At 55.5% G+C, this 22394-nt stretch carries 21 protein-coding genes and 1 riboswitch; of the genes, 8 read left to right on the plus strand and 13 right to left on the minus strand.

Annotated features, from left to right (window positions below):
- Positions 1-44 precede the first annotated feature (44 nt).
- The 5 genes from parE to nudF are packed head-to-tail and all read right to left on the minus strand — an operon-like array spanning position 45 to position 4501.
- Positions 45-1940 (minus strand): DNA topoisomerase IV subunit B, encoded by a 1896-nt coding sequence (gene parE, locus NP77_RS05670; RefSeq protein WP_003848457.1) that lies wholly within the window; start codon positions 1938-1940, stop codon positions 45-47.
- A 48-nt stretch (positions 1941-1988) separates the two neighbouring features.
- On the minus strand, positions 1989-2570 hold the full coding sequence (gene yqiA, locus NP77_RS05675) for an esterase YqiA (RefSeq protein ID WP_003848456.1): 582 nt from the start codon (positions 2568-2570) through the stop codon (positions 1989-1991).
- A gap of 3 nt (positions 2571-2573) precedes the next feature.
- Entirely contained in the window at positions 2574-3401 is an 828-nt protein-coding gene (gene cpdA, locus NP77_RS05680) for a 3',5'-cyclic-AMP phosphodiesterase (protein ID WP_003848455.1), read from the minus strand.
- Positions 3402-3443: 42 nt separating this feature from the next.
- Positions 3444-3869 (minus strand): DUF1249 family protein, encoded by a 426-nt coding sequence (locus tag NP77_RS05685; RefSeq protein WP_008925735.1) that lies wholly within the window; start codon positions 3867-3869, stop codon positions 3444-3446.
- Positions 3866-4501 (minus strand): ADP-ribose diphosphatase, encoded by a 636-nt coding sequence (nudF, locus tag NP77_RS05690; RefSeq protein ID WP_033761442.1) that lies wholly within the window; start codon positions 4499-4501, stop codon positions 3866-3868. Before nudF ends, NP77_RS05685 begins: the two co-directional genes overlap by 4 nt.
- 213 nt (positions 4502-4714) lie before the next feature.
- On the opposite strand from nudF, the gene tolC reads away from it, so the two are divergent.
- From tolC to NP77_RS05705, 3 genes are all read left to right on the plus strand, one after another.
- Positions 4715-6181, plus strand: coding sequence for an outer membrane channel protein TolC (gene tolC / locus NP77_RS05695; protein WP_003848452.1), 1467 nt, complete (start codon positions 4715-4717; stop codon positions 6179-6181).
- A 142-nt stretch (positions 6182-6323) separates the two neighbouring features.
- Entirely contained in the window at positions 6324-6995 is a 672-nt protein-coding gene (locus NP77_RS05700) for a DUF1190 family protein (protein WP_003848451.1), read from the plus strand.
- 7 nt (positions 6996-7002) lie between these two features.
- Entirely contained in the window at positions 7003-8163 is a 1161-nt protein-coding gene (locus tag NP77_RS05705) for a glutathionylspermidine synthase family protein (RefSeq protein ID WP_003848450.1), read from the plus strand.
- A gap of 52 nt (positions 8164-8215) precedes the next feature.
- On the opposite strand, the gene ygiD is transcribed toward NP77_RS05705, so the two are convergent.
- Positions 8216-9001, minus strand: coding sequence for a 4,5-DOPA dioxygenase extradiol (gene ygiD / locus NP77_RS05710; RefSeq protein WP_003848449.1), 786 nt, complete (start codon positions 8999-9001; stop codon positions 8216-8218).
- 235 nt (positions 9002-9236) lie between these two features.
- Positions 9237-9893 (minus strand): 3,4-dihydroxy-2-butanone-4-phosphate synthase, encoded by a 657-nt coding sequence (ribB, locus tag NP77_RS05715; protein WP_003848447.1) that lies wholly within the window; start codon positions 9891-9893, stop codon positions 9237-9239.
- A 110-nt stretch (positions 9894-10003) separates the two neighbouring features.
- Positions 10004-10161: riboswitch (FMN riboswitch) on the minus strand.
- Between the two features lie 170 nt (positions 10162-10331).
- Here ribB and NP77_RS05720 point away from each other — a divergent pair.
- The gene (locus tag NP77_RS05720) at positions 10332-10721 is read left to right on the plus strand and encodes an accessory factor UbiK family protein (protein WP_039659368.1); all 390 of its coding nucleotides are present in this window, start codon (positions 10332-10334) and stop codon (positions 10719-10721) included.
- Between the two features lie 40 nt (positions 10722-10761).
- Here NP77_RS05720 and hldE read toward each other — a convergent pair whose 3' ends face one another.
- The 3 genes from hldE to NP77_RS05735 all read right to left on the minus strand — a co-directional run bounded on the left by hldE (position 10762) and on the right by NP77_RS05735 (position 16453).
- Positions 10762-12186, minus strand: a complete 1425-nt coding sequence (hldE, locus tag NP77_RS05725) for a bifunctional D-glycero-beta-D-manno-heptose-7-phosphate kinase/D-glycero-beta-D-manno-heptose 1-phosphate adenylyltransferase HldE (RefSeq protein WP_039659370.1) — start codon at positions 12184-12186, stop codon at positions 10762-10764.
- Positions 12187-12256: 70 nt separating this feature from the next.
- Entirely contained in the window at positions 12257-15109 is a 2853-nt protein-coding gene (gene glnE / locus NP77_RS05730) for a bifunctional [glutamate--ammonia ligase]-adenylyl-L-tyrosine phosphorylase/[glutamate--ammonia-ligase] adenylyltransferase (RefSeq protein ID WP_039659372.1), read from the minus strand.
- A 33-nt stretch (positions 15110-15142) separates the two neighbouring features.
- Positions 15143-16453, minus strand: coding sequence for an inorganic triphosphatase (locus NP77_RS05735; RefSeq protein WP_039659374.1), 1311 nt, complete (start codon positions 16451-16453; stop codon positions 15143-15145).
- Positions 16454-16725: 272 nt separating this feature from the next.
- Between NP77_RS05735 and NP77_RS05740 the strand changes: the two genes are divergently transcribed.
- Together NP77_RS05740 and NP77_RS05745 are read left to right on the plus strand one after the other, a co-directional pair.
- Complete coding sequence (locus tag NP77_RS05740; protein ID WP_008925741.1) at positions 16726-17346, plus strand: TIGR04211 family SH3 domain-containing protein; 621 nt, start codon at positions 16726-16728, stop codon at positions 17344-17346.
- A gap of 158 nt (positions 17347-17504) precedes the next feature.
- The gene (locus NP77_RS05745; RefSeq protein WP_039659452.1) at positions 17505-18737 is read left to right on the plus strand and encodes a multifunctional CCA addition/repair protein; all 1233 of its coding nucleotides are present in this window, start codon (positions 17505-17507) and stop codon (positions 18735-18737) included.
- A gap of 15 nt (positions 18738-18752) precedes the next feature.
- Here NP77_RS05745 and bacA read toward each other — a convergent pair whose 3' ends face one another.
- Together bacA and folB are read right to left on the minus strand one after the other, a co-directional pair.
- On the minus strand, positions 18753-19571 hold the full coding sequence (gene bacA / locus NP77_RS05750; RefSeq protein WP_003848438.1) for an undecaprenyl-diphosphate phosphatase: 819 nt from the start codon (positions 19569-19571) through the stop codon (positions 18753-18755).
- 190 nt (positions 19572-19761) lie between these two features.
- The gene (gene folB / locus NP77_RS05755) at positions 19762-20121 is read right to left on the minus strand and encodes a bifunctional dihydroneopterin aldolase/7,8-dihydroneopterin epimerase (RefSeq protein ID WP_039659376.1); all 360 of its coding nucleotides are present in this window, start codon (positions 20119-20121) and stop codon (positions 19762-19764) included.
- 108 nt (positions 20122-20229) lie between these two features.
- On the opposite strand from folB, the gene plsY reads away from it, so the two are divergent.
- Positions 20230-20835: a glycerol-3-phosphate 1-O-acyltransferase PlsY gene (plsY, locus tag NP77_RS05760; protein WP_003848436.1), complete on the plus strand. Its 606-nt coding sequence runs from the start codon at positions 20230-20232 to the stop codon at positions 20833-20835.
- A gap of 29 nt (positions 20836-20864) precedes the next feature.
- Here the strand turns inward: plsY and tsaD are convergent, their stop codons facing one another.
- Positions 20865-21878, minus strand: a complete 1014-nt coding sequence (gene tsaD, locus NP77_RS05765) for a tRNA (adenosine(37)-N6)-threonylcarbamoyltransferase complex transferase subunit TsaD (RefSeq protein ID WP_039659377.1) — start codon at positions 21876-21878, stop codon at positions 20865-20867.
- Positions 21879-22156: 278 nt separating this feature from the next.
- Between tsaD and rpsU the strand changes: the two genes are divergently transcribed.
- Positions 22157-22372, plus strand: coding sequence for a 30S ribosomal protein S21 (rpsU, locus tag NP77_RS05770; protein WP_001144069.1), 216 nt, complete (start codon positions 22157-22159; stop codon positions 22370-22372).
- Positions 22373-22394 lie beyond the last annotated feature (22 nt).

Here is a 22394-nt window from a genome sequence, read left to right on the forward strand (position 1 = left end):
AGGTGCAAGCATAAACAAAACAGGACGCTTTCGCGTCCTGTCTTTTACACGTCGATATCGGCCGTGTCGCCTTTTTCCTGCAACCAGTTGCGCCGGTCTTCGGAACGTTTTTTCGCCAGCAGCATATCCATCATGCGTATCGTCTGATCGACATCCTCTTCGCTGATAGTCAGCTGTACCAGGCGGCGGGTATTCGGATCCAGCGTGGTTTCACGCAACTGCAGTGGGTTCATCTCACCCAACCCTTTAAAGCGCTGAACGTTAGGTTTACCCTTTTTGCGTTTCAGCTGCTCCAGCACGCCCTCTTTCTCATCTTCATCCAGCGCATAGTAGACCTCTTTACCGAGATCAATACGGTAAAGCGGCGGCATGGCCACATAGACGTGACCATTGCTGACCAGTGAGCGGAAATGTTTGACGAACAGCGCACAGAGTAGCGTGGCAATATGCAGACCATCTGAGTCCGCATCCGCCAGAATGCAGATTTTGCCGTAACGCAGCTGCGAAAGATCTTCGCTGTCAGGATCAATGCCGATCGCCACAGAAATATCATGGACTTCCTGCGATGCCAGCACCTCATCGGACGAGACTTCCCAGGTATTCAGGATCTTGCCCTTGAGCGGCATGATCGCCTGATATTCACGATCGCGCGCCTGCTTGGCCGATCCGCCTGCCGAATCCCCTTCGACAAGGAACAATTCCGTTTTATTCAGATCCTGCGCGGTGCAGTCCGCCAGTTTGCCCGGCAGCGCCGGACCGCTGGTGAGCTTTTTACGCACCACTTTTTTGGCTGCCCGCATACGCCGCTGGGCGCTGGAGATCGCCAGCTCAGCCAGCTGTTCTGCCGTCTGAATGTTCTGGTTCAGCCACAGGCTGAAGGCATCTTTGACGACGCCAGAGACAAAGGCTGCGCACTGACGTGAAGAGAGACGCTCTTTGGTCTGCCCGGCAAACTGAGGATCCTGCATTTTGACCGACAGCACATAGGCACAGCGATCCCAGATATCTTCCGCTGAGAGTTTGACGCCACGCGGCAGGATATTGCGGTATTCGCAGAACTCGCGCATCGCATCCAGCAGTCCCTGACGCAGACCGTTAACGTGTGTCCCGCCCTGCATCGTCGGGATGAGGTTAACGTAGCTTTCGGTTAACAGTTCACCGCCTTCCGGCAGCCATAACAGCGCCCAGTCCACCGCCTCCACATCGCCGGCAAAACTACCGACAAAGGGTTTTTCCGGCAGTGTCGGTAAGCCATTCACCGCTTCGCACAAGTAGTCTGTCAGGCCATCTTCGTAGCACCAGGTCTGTTCGGTATTGTTCAGTTTGTCTTTAAAGACAATCTCAACGCCAGGGCAGAGCACCGCTTTGGCTTTCAGCAGATGGGATAAGCGTGATACCGAGAAGCGTGGGCTGTCGAAGAAGCTTTCATCAGGCCAGAAATGGACGCGCGTACCGGTGTTGCGTTTCGCCACCGTGCCGGTAACCGTGAGATCCTGAACTTTGTCACCATTTTCAAACGCCATGTCATAGATTTCGCCATTACGGCGCACCGTGACTTCGACGCGTTTTGACAGGGCGTTAACCACAGAAATGCCGACGCCGTGCAGACCGCCCGAGAACTGATAGTTTTTATTGGAGAACTTGCCGCCCGCATGCAGACGACACAGGATCAGCTCGACAGCAGGTACGCCCTCTTCCGGGTGAATATCCACCGGCATGCCGCGCCCATCATCAATAACTTCCAGCGACTGGTCAGCGTGCAGAATCACTTCAACCCGCTTCGCGTGGCCGCCCAGCGCCTCATCGACGCTGTTATCAATCACTTCCTGACCCAAATGGTTGGGCCGCGTCGTATCGGTATACATGCCCGGACGACGGCGAACAGGCTCAAGGCCAGTCAGGACCTCAATGGCATCCGCGTTATAGTTTGATTGACTCATCGTAAATGTCTGATTAGAAGGGTGAAATTGGTGCGATTTCCGCATTACTCAGGGATGATTCAGACCAAGAAAGTCCAGAATCTGCGGGAAATGGCGCTCGAATCCAGTAAATGCATGATTTCCGCCCTCTTCTACCGTGTGACGGCACGCGCTGTAATAGTCGAGTGCCTGTCGGTAATCGAGAACTTCATCGCCGGTCTGTTGCAGCAGCCAGAGTAAATCGGGCGCTTCCAGCGGTTCAATCTGCATTACTTTGAGATCGTAAATGTGGCGTGACTCTAACACATATTGCTGGCCCGTGTAGGGATTCTGATTTTCGCCAAGGAAATCCACCAGCAGTTCAAAAGGGCGTACTGCGGGATTGACGACAACAGCCGGCAGCATAAAACATTGGGACAGCCAGGTAGCGTAATAACCGCCCAGCGACGATCCTACCACGCCCAGGGTTTCGCCACTGCGGCTCAGCACCAGGTCTTCCAGCACTGCCGCCGCATCAGCGGGAAAGGTCGGCAGCTGTGGCACGATCATGTCGATCTCCGGGTGCTGCATCGCTAACCATTGCCGGAACTGAGTCGCCTTCGCGGACTGCGGCGAACTGTTAAAACCGTGCAGATAGAGCAGTGCTGCCACGCGTCAGTATCCTTCGGAGTCTAAATCGGGACGAAAAGCGTCGGTGTCAAGCCGGTTCACTTCGGTCTCAAGGCCGCCATCCGGATGCAGTGTAAACCAGCGCCAGCCGGGAGCCACGGTGTCAATCGCAAAACTGGTACAGTGCGGTTTGAACTGGACACAGGTAGACGGCGTCGCCAGCACCCGACGGCCATGCCATTCCATATCCAGCTCCTGGTGAATATGGCCACAGACCAGCGTCCGGGCTAACGGGTAGCGCTGCAACACGGCATCAAGCTGATGCGAATTGCGCAGGCTGTGCTGATCGAGCCAGGTGCAGCCAGAGGCCAGCGGATGGTGATGCAGCATAACCAGCGTATGCCGTTGCGGAAAGCGGGCCAGCGCGTTGTCGAGCCACTCCAGCTGATAGTCGCTCAGCATTCCATGCGGAACACCGTAGACCTGGCTGTCGAGTAACACAATCTGCCACTGCTCACCCACCAGCACCTGCTTATGGGCATTGATGTGCGCTGCCGCCAGTGTATCCACCATTGCGGGCTGAAAATCGTGATTACCGGGTAGCCAGACGCAGGGCCGCGGCAAGCGAGAGATGCCCTCAGCAAAATGCTGATAGGCTTCGATAGAGTGATCCTGGGCGAGATCGCCCGTGGCGATGATCAGGTCATAGTCGCGATGTTGCGCAATAATCGCATCCAGCACGGCGTCGTAGCTCGACCAGGTGTTCACCCCAAGCAGCGATTCATGTTTTCCCGCGAACAGGTGGGTATCCGTGATTTGCAAAATCCTGATTTCGGAACCGTTCGCTGCAGGAAGAGTTAGCAGGCTATCCAAAGCGTTTCCTTCGTCTCCACGCCATTTACTGCATTATACGCATCAGCAGACCGGAACCGCCATCGCGCCATGTGCCAGGCAGTAACGCAGCCAGTCTGCGAGAAACTGGTTTATCTGATGTTTTTCATCGCGCTGATGCAATTTTTTATTAGGATAATCATAGCGCGCTTTGAACCGATAGATCTGTTGAGTTGAACACACTTCGGCGACCATCGCATCGTGATAGAGCCTGACCGACATCGAGGGCAGACTCCAGTAACTCACGGCAGGTGCGACCTGGCGGATCTCCACCAGCGTGGTGTAGCGTGTCGACTCCTGAATCGTCAGTTGATAACGGGCGCCACTCACCTGATAGATCACCGATTCTCCCGCCTCATCGTTACGCGGCAGCAGGCGGCGTAACTGGGCGAAATTGGTTTCGCAGAGCCGCATCATTTCGGGAAAGTCAGGGGTATAGCGCTGTTTCATTTTTGTATCCACTCTTCGCGTAGTTTTTCATGGTGCAACGCCAGCCATTGCAAGGCGATGACAGACGCCGCATTATCAATTATCCCCTCTTCCACCCAGCGGTACGCCTGTTCGCGGCTCACCACATGGACAAGAATATCCTCATTCTCTTCCTCCAGACCATGGCATCCCTCTGCCTGGCTGGCATCCACTTCCCCAATCAGCACCGATAAACGTTCGCTGGTGCCGCCAGGGCTGGCCAGATAGCTAAGCATGGGCTTAACCCGACCGACGTCCAATCCTGCTTCTTCAACGGCTTCACGGCGCACAACCTGCTCGACCGATTCACCGGGCTCGATAATACCGGCGACCATCTCCAGCAGCCAGGGTGAAGCACTGCTGTCATAAGCCGGGATGCGGATCTGTTCAATCAGCACCACTTCATCGCGTAAGGGATCATAAGGTAGCAGCACGGCAGCATGTCCGCGCTCAAAAACTTCGCGTTGCACTTCTCCACTCATTTCGCCATTAAACTGGCGGTGGCGGAAGCGGTATCGCTCAACGGAAAAAAAACCTTTGTAGAGTGTTTCTCGTGCAATAATTTCTACATCGTTTTTTGTGAAAGTCACAGGGGATTTTTTTTCTTCCGGCATCATCAGGTTCCTTGTGCAGATTGGGGTGGAGCGAAAAAAGCCTGTAACCGTGCTCCATGTAAGTAGTTCTTTCTGAAATATTTACGTAGATTAGAGATAGAAGGCACTTTCAGCCAACTTATCTCACAGTTGCCCTCTGCTAGAATCGGCGATAATTTTTTGGCTTACCCGGCAGCGCACCCACTGCAATTTGCTGCAACAAAAGGAATGCAAATGAAAAAACTGCTCCCATTTTTTATTGGGCTTAGCCTGGGCGGTTTCAGCTTCGCCAGCCAGGCCGAAGACCTGCTTCAGGTTTACCAGCAAGCACGTCTGAGCAACCCGGATCTGCGCAGCGCCGCTGCCGATCGTGATTCTGCTTTTGAGAAAATCAACGAAGCGCGTAGCCCATTATTACCTCAGCTCGGACTGGGTGCAGACTACGCCTATAATAACGGTTATCGCGACAGTAGTGGTCTTCATTCCAACACGACCAGCGGCTCTCTGAATTTAACCCAGACTATTTTCGACATGTCGAAATGGCGCGCGCTGACTCTGCAGGAAAAGACCGCCGGTATTCAGGATGTGACCTATCAGGTGGCGCAGCAGGATCTGATTCTGAACACCGCAACGGCCTACTTCAACGTGCTGAAAGCGATTGATACCCTTTCTTACACTGAAGCGCAGAAACAGTCTATCTACCGCGAGCTGGATCAGACCACCCAGCGTTTTAACGTTGGCCTGGTTGCCATCACTGATGTTCAGAACGCCCGTGCGCAGTATGACAGCGTGCTGGCCAATGAAGTGACCGCGCGTAACAATCTTGATAACAACGTAGAAACGCTGCGTCAGATTACCGGCATGGACTATATGTCGCTGGCTTCGCTGAGCATTGATCGTTTCAGAACCGATAAGCCCGAAGCGGTGAGTGCGCTGCTTAAGCAGGCAGAAAGCCGTAACCTGTCACTGCTCTCTGCGCGTCTGAATCAGGATCTGGCGCGTGAGCAGATTCGCTCAGCGGAAACCGGCCATATGCCGACGCTGGATCTGACCGCCTCCACCGGCATGTCAAACAGCAAATATGGCGGCAGCCGTGCAAACCAGAGCCAGGGTTCTACCGATTCAATTACCGGTTCAAACCAGGTTGGCCTGAGTTTCTCACTGCCACTGTATAGCGGCGGCAGCGTTACCTCTCAGGTGAAACAGGCGCAATACAATTTTGTCAGCGCCAGCGAACAGCTGGAAAGCGCTCACCGCACAGCAGTACAGACGGTACGCTCCTCGTTTAACAACGTGAATGCGTCTATCAGCAGCATCAACGCCTACAAACAGGCAGTCGTCTCTGCGCAAAGCTCACTGGATGCGTCCGAAGCGGGCTATCAGGTGGGTACACGTACCATCGTCGATGTGCTGGATGCAACGACCGTGCTCTACAACGCGAAACAGCAGCTCTCTGATGCGCGTTATAGCTACCTGATTAACCAGCTGAATATCAGCTATGCACTGGGTACGCTCAACGAGCAGAGCCTGCAGAAACTGAACAGCCAGCTGGGTAAAGAGATTCCGACTTCCCCGGAAACGGTGGCGCCGGAAAATGCCCAGCAGACCGCTCGTGTGGATAGCGGTCCGGTGGCAACTGGCTCGTCTGAGGCAGCGCGTCCTGCGGCTCGCCACAGCAGCGGTAATCCTTTCGGTCAATAATCAGTGGACGGGCTGCTTTGCGGCCCGTCTCTCTGTTGAACGTATAACTAAGTAAAGATCCCTGTTGTATCAGGCCTCCAGCTTCAATTTTACCCCCCCTTCCCCTATTCTATGCGCTACCTTTGGGCACAGGATAATCATAATGAAACGCACAAAATCTATTCGCTATGCCGCTTTTCGTAAAAGCTGGCAGGCACGCCACTTGACGCCCGTTGCTATCGCCGTTTCAGCCGTATTTATGCTGGCTGGCTGCGAACAGAACGATGAAACGGTTTCGATGTACCAGAATGCGGATGACTGTTCTAAAGCCAATCCGGGCCAGAGTGCGCAGTGTACTACCGCATTCAATGAGGCTAAAAAAGAGGCTGAACGTACTGCGCCAAAATATGCCACGCGTGAAGATTGTGTCGCTGAATTTGGTGAAAATCAGTGTCAGCAGACACCGGCTCAGGCGGGCGTTGGCACCACCAATGCTGAATCGCAGCAGAGTGGCGGCAGCTTCTGGATGCCACTAATGGCCGGTTACATGATGGGCCGCATGATGGGCGGTGGTTCGGGCTTTGCGCAGCAACCGCTATTCTCACCGAAAAATGCCCGCAGCCCGGCAAACGGCCAGTTTGTTGATGCCTCCGGCCGTAACTATGGTGCTGCCACTTCCGGCAAAACCATGACCGTGCCTAAAACGGCGCTGGCACCGAAACCGGCAACGACCTCCACCATTACCCGTGGTGGCTTTGGTGAAACCGTCGCGAAACAGAACAGCATGCAGCGAAGCAGCGCCAGCGGTACATCCAGCCGCTCAATGGGAGGCTAACGCCCCGATGGAACGCATTGCCATTTCAGAACGCCCAGGCTGGCGTGAAAAAGCCACCGAGTTCGGTTTTCGTTTTCATACCATGCATGGCGAACCCTACTGGTGTGAAGATGCTTATTACCAGTTCACGCTGGCGCAAATCGAGCATCTGGAAGATGTCACTGCAGAACTGCATCAGATGTGCCTGCAGGTCGTGGATAAGGTCGTAAACAGCGAAGCGCTGCTGACCAAATTCCGCATTCCAAAACACACCTGGGACTTCGTGCGCGATTCATGGCATCAGCGTCAGCCGTCGCTTTACTCACGCCTTGATCTTGCCTGGGATGGCAAAGGCGATGTGAAGCTGCTGGAGAACAATGCCGATACGCCGACCTCACTGTATGAAGCGGCATTTTTCCAGTGGCTGTGGCTGGAAGACCAGCTCAACGCAGGTCAGCTCCCGGCAGGCAGTGACCAGTTTAATAGCCTGCAGGAAAAGCTGATTGAACGTTTTGCCGCATTACATCAGCAGCACGGCTTTAACTGGCTGCACTTCGCCTGCTGCCGCGACACCGACGAAGATCGTGGCACCGTGCAATATCTTCAGGACTGCGCTACTGAAGCGGGGCTGCCGAGTGAATTTCTCTATATAGATGAAATTGGCCTGGGCGAAAAAGGGGAATTTACCGATGCTCAGGATCAGGTGATCAGTAACCTGTTCAAGCTCTATCCGTGGGAGTTTATGCTGCGTGAGATGTTCTCAACCAAGCTGGGTGATGCTGGCGTACGCTGGCTTGAACCGGCATGGAAAAGCATCGTCTCGAACAAAGCCCTGCTGCCGTTGCTGTGGGAAATGTTCCCGAATCACCCTAACCTGCTGCCCGCCTGGTTCGCCGAAGATGACGTTCCGCACATGGACAAATATGTGGTGAAGCCGCTGTTTTCACGTGAAGGTGCCAATATCCGGATCGTAGAAAATGGTCAGGAGATTGCCCGCGTTGATGGGCCATACGGTGAAGAGGGAATGATCGTTCAGCAGTTCCATCCTCTGCCTAAATTTGGCGACAGCTATACGCTGATCGGCAGCTGGCTGATTGACGATCAACCGGCGGGTATTGGCCTGCGTGAAGATCGCGATTTGATCACTCAGGATCTCTCCCGTTTCTACCCGCACGCATTTATCGGCTAACGCGCCGCGAGAATACAGGTCAGATTCTGGCCTGTATTCTCTTAGCTTTGCCCTAACCTACCTGAACCGACAACATGCTGATTGCACCCATCTCCATGCCATCAATCGGAATGCTGATGGTTTCATCCGGCTGACGTGCGCCCAGCACATACAGCAGCGGCAGATAGTGTTCGGGTGTTGGATTAGACAGCGCCGCACCCGGATGGTCCATAAAGTTGACCAGCGGATGAGAAGCCGCATCGCTCTGCACCGCCAGGTTATCGCGGACAAACTGCTCAAAACTGCTGGCCCACGGATAGACTTCGCTGTTGCCGTCCCAGCGCACTTTACGCAGGTTATGCACCACGTTGCCGCTGGCGACAATCATCACACCCTGATCGCGCAGCGCAGCCAGTTTCTGGCCCATCTCAAAGTGCCACGCCGCTGGTTTAGTGCCATCAATGCTTAGCTGCACGACCGGAATGTCGGCATCGGGATACATCCTGATGAGGACGCCCCATGATCCATGATCCAGTCCCCATTCCTGATCAAGCTTTACGTCGACAGGCGCTAAAAGCTCTGCCAGTTGCTGGGCCAGTTCAGGCGATCCCGGCGCCGGATAGCGTGTGTCAAACAGCGCCTGCGGGAAGCCACCAAAATCATGAATCGTCTTAGGATGAGCCATTGCTGTCACGGCGGTGCCGCGCGTATACCAGTGCGCTGAAACCGCAATAATCGCACGTGGACGTGGCAGAGTGTCACCCGCATGACGCCATGCGGCGGTATAGCGGTTCTCTTCAAGGGCATTCATTGGGCTGCCATGACCCAAAAACAGCGCTGGCATACGTAACTGGCTCATTCGTGATCCCCGGGATCGTCTGTTTGATAGCCACTACGATACGCGCATTCGCCGCTTTATCACGCTGATAAGCATGATGGAGATCATCAGGAAATTTGAATGAAATTTAACGTAGCAGGAATTTCAGATATTTATCGGACAAAAGAGAAGGAATGCGAAGAATTAAACCGGGCCATCCTGAGGACGGCACAAAGGAAACAGGCCCGAAAGGGGCCCGTTAAATGCAGCAGAACGATTAGCTGGCGTGGCGCGTTTCGTGCGTGCGACGCCATGCAATCAGGTCTTCGATAGTCACTACTGGCATGTTGTGCTGGCGAGCGAAAGTAATCGCTTCGGGTGCATGAGCCATGCTGCCGTCATCGTTGGTCAGTTCGCACAAGACACCGGCAGGCTTGAAGCCGGCCAGCGTCACTAAATCGATGGTCGCTTCCGTATGTCCGCCACGTGTTAATACACCGCCTTCGCTGGCGCGCAACGGGAAGACATGGCCCGGGCGATGCAGGTCAGAAGGTTTGGCATTGTCGGCGATAGCTGTACGGATAGTGGTGATACGATCCTGAGCGGAGACACCCGTGGTGACGCCTTCTGCGGCTTCAATGGTCACAGTGAATCCGGTGCCAAAGGAGCTGGTGTTGTTCTCCACCATCATAGGCAGATCGAGCTGCTGGCGACGCGCTTCGGTCAGGCAGAGGCAGACGATGCCACTGCCGTGACGAATGGTCAGCGCCATCTGTTCAACCGTCATGGTTTCTGCGGCGAAGATCATGTCGCCTTCGTTTTCACGATTTTCATCGTCGAGTACCATCACACCGCGTCCCTCACGCAGGGCGGCGATAGCACGTTCTACACGCTGTTCAGGCGTGCCAAATTCAGAAAGTAGCGTCTGATTCATGGTAATAAAAACCTTAAAATGTATGGGTTACCAGAATCAGGGCGTGCTTAGGAGTGACGTCAAAAAGACGTGGCAATAACGTGAAGCAGACACAATTGTCCGACAGAAGTCGTTACCCTCTCCCATCCGGACTGTAACCGTCGGCCCCGGAATTACACCGGATCTGCTGACCTTTATCTCTCTTTTCATCAAGATAAAGCGCTCGCGGGCTTTCAGCCGAAGCTAATTTACCGCCGGTGGGGAATTGCGCCCCGCCCTGAGAATAAGCCTTTAAACTATAACGCCGATCGTTTGAAGCGGCAATCATCAATAGCGCAATTGCTTTTGCATTTCCTGCGTTACCGATTTGAGGTTTATCCTTTTCATTTCTGGCATTACACTTAACACTTATTACGTTGGTAAACACGCTGACACAGCTCCCGTAACCAGGAAATCATCATGATCGACACGAAAAAAATTGAACAACTTGCCCGTCAGGTTCACGAAGCGATGCCTAAAGGTGTTCGTGAGTTTGGTGATGATGTCGAGAAGAAAATTCGTCAGGTTCTTCAGGCGCAGCTGACCCGTATGGATCTGGTCAACCGTGAAGAGTTTGATGTGCAGACGCAGGTATTGCTGCGTACGCGTGAGAAACTGGCGGCGCTGGAACAACGTCTGGCCCAGCTGGAAAGTCAGGGTTCGTCAGCCGGTACGCCACCGACCGCAACGGCACCTGTCACCACTTCTGCAGCAGTCACCCCTTCTGCCTCCGTAGCGAGTTCGCCAGCGGCGTCACAGGCACCGGCTGCCGACGTGGCGAAGCCTGCTGCGGATAATAAGCCAGAATAAGCGGTTTAGCGGGAGCCCGGCTCCCGCTTACTGCTCTGCTTCAGCTACCGCGAATGGTTTTAATAATGTTGGTGGTAGAGATACCGTCTTCGAAGTTCAGCACCTGCACGTCGCCGCCATTTGCCCAGACCTCTTTACTGCCCGCGATATCTTCCGGCTTGTAATCGCCACCTTTGACCAGCAGGTCAGGCAGAATGCCGGCAATCAGACGCTGCGGCGTATCCTCTTCAAATACCACCACCCAGTCGACCGCTTCCAGTGCGCCCAGCACGATCATCCGGTTTTCCTGTGGATTCACCGGGCGGCTTTCGCCTTTCAGACGTTTAGTTGACGCATCACTGTTCACCGCGACGATCAAGCGATCGCCGAGCTTGCGGGCATTTGCCAGATAGGAGACATGGCCGGCATGCAAAATGTCGAATACACCATTAGTCATCACCACTTTTTCACCGCGACGGCGGGCCATCTCAACGGCGGCTTTTAACTGCGCTTCCGTCATGATGCCAAAACCCTGTTCAGGGCGGGCGTGAATCGCATTTTCCAGCTCGACGGTGCTGACAGTCGACGTACCCAGTTTACCCACCACCACACCCGCCGCGGCATTGGCCAGGAAACAGGCTTCTTCCAGCGAGTCACCCGCAGCCAGCGCCGCAGCCAGCACGCCGATCACCGTGTCGCCGGCACCGGTCACGTCATAAACTTCCTGTGCCTGAGTCGGCAGATGCAGCGGTGCTTTGCCCGGCTGCAGCAGCGTCATGCCATTTTCTGAACGGGTCACCAGCAGCGCAGCGAGATCAAAATCTGCAATTAACTGCGCACCGCGCGCGACGATCTCTTCTTCGTTTTTGCATTTGCCGACCACGGCTTCAAATTCAGAGAGGTTCGGCGTCAGCAGCGTCGCGCCCCGGTAACGCGCAAAATTAGTGCCTTTCGGATCGATTAATACCGGCACGCCCGCTTCGCGCGCCAGCGTAATCATGGTCTGCACGCTGGAGAGCGCGCCTTTGGCGTAGTCGGACAGAACCAGTGCACCGGCTGCTGCCAGTGACTCACGCATTTTCTGATGAATCGGCGCCGGATCAACCTGATCAAATCCCTCTTCAAAATCGAGACGGATCAGCTGCTGATTGCGGGAAAGCACGCGCAGTTTGGTAATCGTCGGATGGCTTTTGATCGCCACAAAGTCACAATGAACGTTGACGTCTTTCAGCGTGTTACTCAACACGCGCGCCGCATCATCTTCACCGGTCAGGCCAATCAGGCGCGACGCGGCACCGAGTGCTGCAATGTTCATCGCTACGTTTGCCGCGCCGCCAGGGCGCTCTTCAACCGTGTCCACTTTCACCACCGGCACCGGCGCTTCAGGGGAGATACGGCTGGTTGGGCCATACCAGTAACGATCCAACATTACATCGCCTACAACCAGCACTGAGGCTTGGCCGAACGCGGGCAGAGTCACTTTCATTCCAGACACTCCAGACTGCATTAAAAATAGTGCGCGGATGATAGCACAGTTGCGATTTGTGCTATCAGCATCACGCCAGGATAGACGCAGGGGTTACCAGCCAGCGCTGCCAGCTGTTCATCACCGTCTGCCGTTCCGCTGCATACGCCTCAGGTTCAACATGACCAGGCAACTCCTGCAGGGCGCGATGGTGCAGTGCGTCGCGTAGCGTCACATAGGCCTGCGTCAGCGCCTGCGCTTCATCTGCGGGCATTTTATGGTACTTCGCCATCAGCTCAAAAATGCGCACATTGTCAGACCAGCGCGTCAGTTCAGGCTGCTCAGCGGCGTAGCGTAAGACAAGATATTGGGCGATGAATTCAATATCGGTAATGCCACCCGCGTCGGCTTTGATATCCCAGCGCCCTTTATGTTTGTTACTGAGATGAGTACGCATCTTTTCACGCATCTCGCGCACTTCGGTTTGCAGCGCATCCGCGGCGCGTGGCAGTGAGAGAATCGCCTGACGGATTACGTTAAAACGTTCACCCAGTGTCGCCTCGCCAAATACTACGCGCGCCCGGACCAGCGCCTGATGCTCCCAGGTCCAGGCCTCACTGCGCTGATACTCCTCAAAGGCCTCAAAGGTACTGACCAGCATGCCCGCCGCACCCGAAGGACGCAGCCGCGCATCGACTTCATAAAGAATGCCGGACGAAGTGCGGGTACTGAAGAGATGCATGATGCGCTGGGCCAGGCGCAGATAGAACTGACGGCCATCAATGCTGCGCTCCCCTTCTGTTACCGCGTCAGCCGGACAGTCATGCAGGAAGACGAGATCCAGGTCGGAACTGTAACCCAGCTCCCAGCCACCCAGCTTGCCGTAGCCCAGCACCGCAAAGCCGCGCTCATGTTCATTACTCAGATGCGAAGGACGCCCGTAGCGCTGTACCATCATATTCCACGCCTGGCGGACCACCGACTCGATAATCGCCTCTGCCAGCCAGGTAAGATGGTCGCTGACTTTCATCACGGGCAGCGTGCCCGCAATGTCAGCCGCAGCAATGCGCAAGTGTTGCGCCTGCTTAAACTGCCGCACAGCTTCCAGCTGCTGCTCTTCATCCTCAGTGGGGATGCGCAGCAGGTACTGACGCAGCTCATCGCGATAGGCGTCGGTGGCCGTCGGCTGATAGAGCGTGGCGGGATCGAGTAATTCATCCAGCAACAAGGGGTGACGCGCCAGCTGGCTGGCCACCATCGGTGAGGCGGCGCACAGGCGAATCAGGTGACGCAGCGCACCGTGATATTCGGTCAGCAGCTCCAGATAGGTACTGCGGGTCAGCACGCCGATCAGCAGCGGTGTCAGGCGACTCAGCGTGACAGCCGCATCGTCACGCGGGCAGACTTCGCTCAGCAGTCGCGGCATCAATTGATCCAGCGCCTGACGACCACGCGGACCGATAGTGCGTCGATTGATATCCTGACGAAACGCCTCCAGCGTCTGATGCAGCGTTAACCGCTGATCGTCGCTGAGCTGCGGGACCAGCGGCGCCAGCTCGCTATCCTCCAGCTGGTCCTGCCACAACACCTGAAACTCCGCCAGCTCACGCTGATCGCCAATGTCTGGAGTATCTTCGCCAATCAGCTCGTCAAAAATGGCGCGCACCGCCGCCATCTGCCCATCGAGCCGCGTCATCAGAGCATCCCAGTCGACACAATCCATCGCCCATGCCAGTCGGGCACGATGCAGTTCATCCTCTGGCAGCGTTTGGGTCTGCTCGTCGCCCAGGCTTTGCAGCAGATTCTCCAGCCGCCGCAGGAAGAGATAAGCGTCGCGAAGTGCATCGACCTGCTCAGCAGGAAGCAGGGCCAGATCTTTGATCGCCTCCAGCGTCGGCAACAGCGATCGCAGCTGAAGCGAGCGCTCTCGTCCGCCACGAATCAGCTGGAACACCTGCACGATAAACTCGGTTTCACGGATGCCGCCCGCACCCAGTTTGATATTGTTTTTCAGACCACGTCGACGAACTTCGCGGCTGATCATCCCTTTCATGTTACGCAGGGACTGGATCACGCTGAAGTCGATGTAGCGCCGGTAAACAAAGGGCCGCAGCATCTGCTGGAGCTCCAGACTCCAGCGATCGTAGTCATCCCCCATCAGCCGCGCTTTGACCATGGCATAACGCTCCCAGTCGCGCCCCTGCTCCTGGTAATAATCTTCCAGCGCGGCAAAACTCATCACCAGCGGGCCGCTGTCGCCAAACGGACGGAGCCGCATATCCACCCGATAGACAAAGCCATCCATGGTGGGTTGATCCAGCACTTTGATCAGCCGCTGTCCCATGCGGGTAAAGAACTGGGCGTTGTCGAGCTCACGCCGTCCACCGCGTGTGGTGCCGTTTTCCGGCCAGGCAAAAATCAGGTCGATATCAGAGGAGAAGTTGAGTTCGCCGCCGCCCAGCTTGCCCATGCCCAGAATCAGCAACGGCTGAGCATCACCCTCCGCATTACAGGGTGTACCAAAATCGCGACAGCAATCCTGATAGACCCAGTCACGTGCCCGGCTGATTAGCACTTCAGCTAATACGCTGAGCTGCTGCAGGCTCTGTTCGGTCGTCGCGTGTTGCAGAGCCTGCATCAAGGCGACACGTACCAGCATACGGCGTCGAAACAGCCGCAGTTCGCGCATCAGGCTCGCTTCGCTGTCGACTGCATTCAGCGCCTGATTCAGCCATGCAGAATAGTGTTGCCACTCATCAGGCTGCGGCGGCTGGTCGAGCATCGTCTGCCACCAGTCGGGATGTTGTTGCAGGTTTTCCAGCACAAAATCGCTGAAAGCCAGTCCGGCAGCCTGCTCCGGACTGAGCGAATCCAGCGGAATCTCCAGCTGTCGGGCGGCCGCTTCGGCCTGGTCGCGTAGCAACGCGGGCAGTGCTGACAACATAACTCCCTCCTTGATGGCGTGACGGAATGTCCCTTAGCGGGCAGCGCCGCTGGTGAGCCAGAACGGCTGCTGTTTCAGGGCCTGCGACGTCAGCCAGGCTAATCCGGACGTCTGTTTTTCGTGAATCGCTGACTGCAGTTGCTGCCAGGGATCAAGCCAGGCCATCACCGTTTCCACAGGATAAGAACCCGCCAGCAGGTGCACCGTCAGCAGCTGACGCGCCAGGCGGGTGGCTTTGTCCTGATACTCATTAGGCTGTTTTACCGTAATGAAGGTTTCTCTCAGATCGGCATTAACACGGCTCAGCATGATATCGCTGAAGCGTTTAAACGATCCCTGAAGCTTGGCTTCTCCTTTAGCGTCGATCCACTGACGCCATTGCGATTCCGCCAGCCAGTGGGTCAGCGCAAGTTGCGTCTCAACAGAGAGGGAAGATAAGCAGAACGTGGTGGCTTCCTGCTCTTCATTCACCAGCGTCTCTTCCAGCGTGGTCAGTTGCTGACGCAGAGCGCTACTGGCTTTACGCGGCACCAGCGCACCAAACAGACTGAACGCCTGACGCAGCAGATCCAGCGCTTCGCGCACTGCGTCCTGCGCCGCCGCGTTACCACGCAGCCAGACTTCTTCATGATATTGCCAGTGACGAAGCCCCGCCGACATTGAGGCGACCATACCCTGCTCCACAGTCGCTTTCGCACCGGCTTTCAGCAGCGGGAACGCCTCAACCTGACGCGGTGGATTACCCTGGGCCAGCTGATAGCCTCGGGCGGCTTTGCTCAGGCTGCCCATACGCAGACCGCCCAGCGCCACCAGCTGCTGCGCAAAGGCCAGCAGATCCTGGCGTTCACCCCGTTTCAGCTCTAATTCGATCTCGCACAACGGTTCGCTGAGCTCACCCGCCGTGACTTCGCCCTGATCAAATGCCACTTCAATTTCACTGTTGCCTGCGGTGATCAGCCAGACTTCACGCTGGAAATGGGTAGTGAACAGCGGCTGTAAGCGCGGCTGCAGCGCAGTGACATCGGTGCCCTGCGGCCAGATCTCTGCGGGCAGGCGCGCAATGTCGAGTACTGGCTCACTGAGTTCTACATTGTATTCCGGACGCTGATGCAGTCCGCCAAGCGTCTGCCCCGCGGCTTTCAGCGTCATTTCATAGCGCTGGTCAACGCCACGGATACGCAATCCCATGTCCCAGCGTCGCAGCTGGTTGTCGTCGGTTTCGAAGTAGATGTTGGTCAGCTCGCGAGCAGCCTGATGCTGATGCGGCAGAGTGGAGAGCAGTTCAGCCAGTTTCCCGGCTGCCTGTGGAGTTGCAATGAACTTTAGTTCGATTTCGATGGTCATAATTTTTTATTCACTACGCCGCTGGCACTTAAGAGGGTTTTTCCTGCATATTTCAGGCGATTATCAGCAGGTTACTCATGCTGTCGCCTGGAGGGCAAGGGGTTATCAGGCGAAGATTAATGCACAGAAGCCGCGCTGTCTCTGCTTTCTTTGCTCTTTCGCAGACCTTTTCGCACTCTCATGAGACCAGGATAGTTCTCATTCAGATTTATGCGAGGCCTCTCCAGACTGTGCCGGTAAATTTTAAGTCAGACTAAGCCAAACGAAATCGAATGAAAAAAATTACACTCGCTGGACTCACTTTGCTGGCCCTTAGCACCCTTGCACCTGCCCATGCCGACGAAAAACGTTATGTGTCTGATGAGCTTTCAACCTGGGTTCGTAGCGGGCCGGGCGATCAGTTCCGCCTGCTCGGTAAGCTGAATGCCGGGGAAGAAGTTCAGCTATTACAGACCAACAACGATACTCATTATGGCCAGATCCGCGATTCCGAAGGCCGCACCACCTGGATTCCTCTGTCGCAGCTCAGCGCAAATCCGAGCCTGCGCACCCGGGTGCCGCAGCTTGAGCAGCAGGTGAAGGATCTGACGGCCAAGCTGGATAATATCGACAACAGCTGGAACCAGCGTACCGCTGAGATGCAGAACAAAGTCGCCAGCAGCGACGGCGTGATTAATGGGCTGAAAGGCGAAAATCAGAAGCTCAAAAATGAGCTGATTGTCGCGCAGAAGAAAGTCAGCGCCGCCAACGTTCAGCTGGATGACAAACAGCGCACCATCATTATGCAGTGGTTTATGTATGGTGGCGGCGTGCTGGGTGTCGGCCTGCTGCTGGGACTGCTACTGCCGCATATGTTGCCGCGCCGTAAGAAAAGCGATCGCTGGATGAACTGACCCCATTCTGTCGGGTTTTCGCGGGGGATCGCAGGATCCCCCTTTTGGCATGTCTGCAATCCGGGGAATCTGTGCAACAATAAAATGAGATGCACTGCTGATTTCAGGCGCGGGACGTGCCCGGCATGCAGATCATTTCTTTTTCTCTGGAGTTTTGCGTGAAGACGTTTCTTGTTGGCGGTGCGGTGCGTGATGCGCTGCTGAATCTGCCGGTTACAGATAAAGATTGGGTTGTCACTGGTTCCACACCCGAAGCCATGCTTGAGCAGGGTTATCAACAGGTCGGTCGTGATTTTCCCGTTTTCCTGCATCCCGTCAGTCGCGAAGAGTATGCACTGGCACGGACCGAGCGGAAAAACGGGAAAGGCTACACTGGATTTGTCACCTGGTCCGCGCCCGACGTGACGCTGGAGCAGGATTTACAGCGCCGCGATCTCACCATCAATGCTATCGCACAGGATGAAAACGGCGAACTGGTCGATCCCTATAATGGCCAGCGTGACATTGCCCTGCGCCTGCTGCGTCATGTCTCTGAAGCCTTCAGTGAAGATCCGCTGCGGGTATTGCGCGTCGCGCGTTTTGCTGCGCGTTTTGCTCATCTCAACTTTCGTATTGCCCCCGAAACCCAGCAACTGATGCAGCAGATGGCCGCAAGCGGCGAGCTGTCGAATCTCACTGCCGAACGCGTGTGGAAAGAGACGGAAAAGGCGCTGAGTGCCCGTAATCCTCAGGTCTATTTTCAGGTTCTGCGTGACTGCGGTGCGTTGCAGGTGCTGTTTCCTGAGCTGGATAATCTGTTTGGTATTCCTGCGCCGATTAAATGGCACCCGGAAATCGACACCGGTGTTCATACCCTGATGACACTGGCGATGGCTGCAGCCCTCTCCAGCGAGATCGATGTGCGCTTCGCTACATTGTTCCATGACGTCGGCAAGGCGCTGACGCCGCCTGAACTGTGGCCGAGCCATCACGGTCATGGACTGGCGGGCGTTCCACTGGTCGAGGCGCTGTGTCAGCGACTGCGGGTACCTAACGCGATTCGCGATCTGGCGTTAATCGTGACCGAGTTCCACGACATTGTGCACACCATCGAACGGCAATCCCCGGCATCACTGGTGGCGCTGTTTGATCGGATCGATGCCTGGCGTAAGCCGCAGCGTATTAAGCAGATGGCACTGACCAGCGAAGCGGATGCACGTGGGCGGGCTGGACTGGAGAGCATGCCTTATCCGCAGGGCGACTATCTGCGTCGTGCTTTTGCGCTGGCGCAGGCGGTGCCGACCAAAGCGGTCGTCGAAGCAGGGTTTAAAGGTGCAGAGGTGCGGGAAGAGATGACGCGGAGACGAATTGACGCCGTCGCGCAGGGTCTGGCGATCAGGCAGCCTGACTAGCAGGCTGCCCAGGGTTTACATGAAGACCATGTAAACCGCTGCCGCCACGATAAAGCGATAAATCGCGAACGAGACGAAAGAGATGCGCTTAATCAGCTCAAGGAAGGCTTTGATCGCAATCAGCGCCACGATAAACGCCGTGACAAAGCCGACGGCGAACATCGGGAAATCCGCCATTGTCAGGAAACCGATGCTCTTGTACATGTCCAGCACGGTCGCACCCATCATCATTGGCACTGCCAGGATGAAGGAGAACTCTGACGCGGCATAACGGCTCACGCCCATCAGCATGCCACCCGAGATGGTTGCACCAGAACGTGAGAAGCCCGGCCACAGTGCTAAGCACTGGAAACAGCCAATCATGAACGCCTGACGATAGGTAATATCATCAACGCCGACGGCTTTCGGCTGTTTTGGCTTGAGGTACTCAGCAGCCAGCAGCAGAACGCCCCCCACCACCAGCGCGTACATCACGTTGATCGGGTTAAACAGCGTTTTAATCTGATCGTGCAGGACCAGACCCACAACCACCGCCGGCACCATACCCAGCAGGATGTGGATCAACGACAGACGGCCGGTGCCAACACCTTCATGTTTAACTTCGCCAAAGTGGATGCCGATCAGGCCAAACAGACGGCGCCAGAACATCACTACCACAGCCAGAATTGATCCTAACTGAATCACAACTTCAAAGGTCTCGGCTTTTTCACCTTCAAAGCCCAGCAGGTGACCCACTATAATCATGTGCCCTGTGGAAGAGACCGGTAAAAATTCGGTCAGCCCTTCCACAACGCCCAGGATTGCAGCTACCCAAAGCTGATGAATATCTGCCATCAAATGTTCCCTCTATCCGTTTCAAACCATTAAAAAGGCGGTAGCGCACTGCTATCGCCTGAAATTATGCCGCTATAAGCCTGAATTAAACCTTAAGGTCTACACCGTTTCGCCTGCTGTAACGAAACGGCACACGCTATGACAGACAGTAATTTGGTTTGGTTTCATTGTGATGGCAATCACATCGTATTTATTTAGGAATAGTCCCGCGCTCAATTCGCACGCCAACCTGCGCCGCCTGGGCTACAGCCCCCGGTTTGCTTACCTTTATTCGCACGCCAGGCGAACTGAAACGGTTCATCAACAGATCCGCGATTTCTTCAGCAACCCGCTCAACCAGGGCAAAACGCCCCCCGTTCAGATGCGTCAGGATCGCCAATGAGACATCCGCATAGCTCAGGCAATCTTTCACATCGTCGCTGCTGGCCGCCAGACGGTTATCCCAGGCCATTTCGACATCGAGCACCAGCTTCTGCTGTATGCCCTGTTCCCAGTCGTAAACGCCAATGGTGGTGAACACCGTGAGTTGTTCTATAAATACGATATCCATGATGAGGGTCTCTGTTTTTGGCTAAGCCGGATACCACTTCCGGCGGATTATGCGTATTATCCACGGTTGATGAGATCAAAACGACCCTAAAGGGAACGGTACGGTGTTATGAGTGCTTTCGCGCTTGGTATGATTATTTTCGCGTATCTTTGCGGCTCGATTTCCAGTGCGATTCTGGTTTGCAAACTCGCTGGCCTGCCCGATCCGCGCACACACGGTTCCGGCAATCCCGGTGCGACCAACGTACTGCGTCTGGGCGGTAAAGCCGCCGCAGCAACCGTATTAGTGTTTGATGTGCTGAAAGGGATGGTGCCGGTCTGGCTGGCCTATCTGATGCACGTCACGCCGCTTTATCTCGGCCTGACCGCCATTGCGGCCTGTCTGGGTCATATCTACCCGGTGTTCTTTCACTTTCGCGGCGGCAAAGGCGTGGCGACTGCATTCGGCGCGATAGCGCCAATTGGCTGGGACTTAACCGGGCTGGTTACCGGGACCTGGCTGTTAACGGTCTTACTCAGCGGCTATTCCTCGCTGGGTGCCATCGTCAGCGCCCTGATCGCGCCCTTTTATGTCTGGTGGTTCAAACCGCAGTTCACGTTCCCGGTCTCCATGCTCTCGTGTCTCATCCTGCTGCGTCATCACGACAATATTCAGCGGCTGTGGCGGGGTCAGGAAGGCAAGATCTGGAAGCGCAAAAAGAAATCTCAACCATAAAAAAAGCCGGCAAGCCGGCTTTTTTCACATCAGATGGCGGGCAGTTCCGCCAGCGGCCAGCGCGGTCGCACGCTGACGCTCAACTCGCCTCGGGTGCCGCCTTTTAACCGCACCATGCCCGCATACGCGATCATCGCACCGTTATCGGTACAGAACTCAGGACGGGCGTAGAACACCTCTCCGCCGCGCTTTTGCATCATGATCGCCATCTGCTCGCGCAGTGTGCGGTTAGCGCTGACACCGCCCGCAATCACCAGACGCTTAAAGCCTGTCTCATCCAGTGCACGCTTGCATTTGATCGACAGCGTATCGACGACTGCATCTTCAAACGCACGGGCGATATCAGCACGGGTCTGATCATCGTCAGGATTGGCGCGAATGGTATTCGCAGCAAAGGTTTTGAGGCCGGAGAAGCTGAAATCCAGGCCCGGACGGTCAGTCATCGGACGCGGGAAGGTAAAGCGTCCCGCTGTGCCCTGCTGCGCCATCTTCGACAGCATTGGCCCACCCGGATAATCCAGACCGAGCAGCTTCGCCGTCTTATCAAAGGCCTCACCCGCGGCATCATCGATCGATTCACCAAGCAGCACATATTGACCGACGCCAGTAACGCTAATCAGCTGAGTATGTCCGCCCGAGACCAGAAGGGCGACAAACGGAAATTCCGGTGGATTCTCTTCCAGCATCGGCGCCAGCAGATGGCCTTCCATATGATGGACCGGCACCGCAGGCACTTTCCACGCAAATGCCAGGGCGCGACCAATGGTGGCACCGACCAGCAGCGCACCAACCAGTCCGGGACCCGCTGTGTAGGCTACGGCATCAATCTGCTGCGGCGCCAGACCGGCCTCTTTCAGTGCGGCCTGAATCAGCGGCACGGTTTTACGCACGTGATCACGTGAGGCCAGTTCCGGCACCACACCGCCATAATCGGCGTGCAGTTTTACCTGGCTGTAGAGCTGGTTAGCCAGTAATCCAGCCTCGTCATCATAAATAGCGATGCCAGTTTCATCGCACGACGTTTCAATACCCAGAATTCGCATTGCATCACCTCATTCTTGCGGCGCGCAGTTTATCACAGCAATAGGATGTGCAGCGCGGACATCCGGCGTAAAAAGTCATTTTCTGTCGGCTAAAGAGTGCGCTATACTCCCGCCCCTGGAAAAACCGGCAGCCGCACAGGCAAACGCTCCTGTTGGTTTCAAATTATCCTTGGTGCTTTACAAACCAACGCGAGTTGGAGTAAAATGCTGCACCATTTTGAAATGTGCTGGCGCCGCAGTCAGCAGCAAAAACCGAATTTTATCGAGGTGAGAGTTACATGCCGGTAATTAAAGTACGTGAAAACGAGCCATTTGACGTAGCACTGCGTCGCTTCAAGCGTTCATGCGAGAAAGCAGGCGTTCTGGCTGAAGTTCGTCGTCGTGAGTTCTATGAAAAACCGACTACCGAACGTAAGCGCGCTAAAGCGTCAGCAGTTAAGCGTCACGCCAAGAAACTGGCTCGCGAAAACGCACGCCGCACTCGTCTGTACTAAGTCGTTCCGGAGGTTCGCCTCC

This window comes from Pantoea sp. MBLJ3 (assembly GCF_000816655.1).
Lineage (GTDB): Bacteria > Pseudomonadota > Gammaproteobacteria > Enterobacterales > Enterobacteriaceae > Pantoea > Pantoea eucalypti.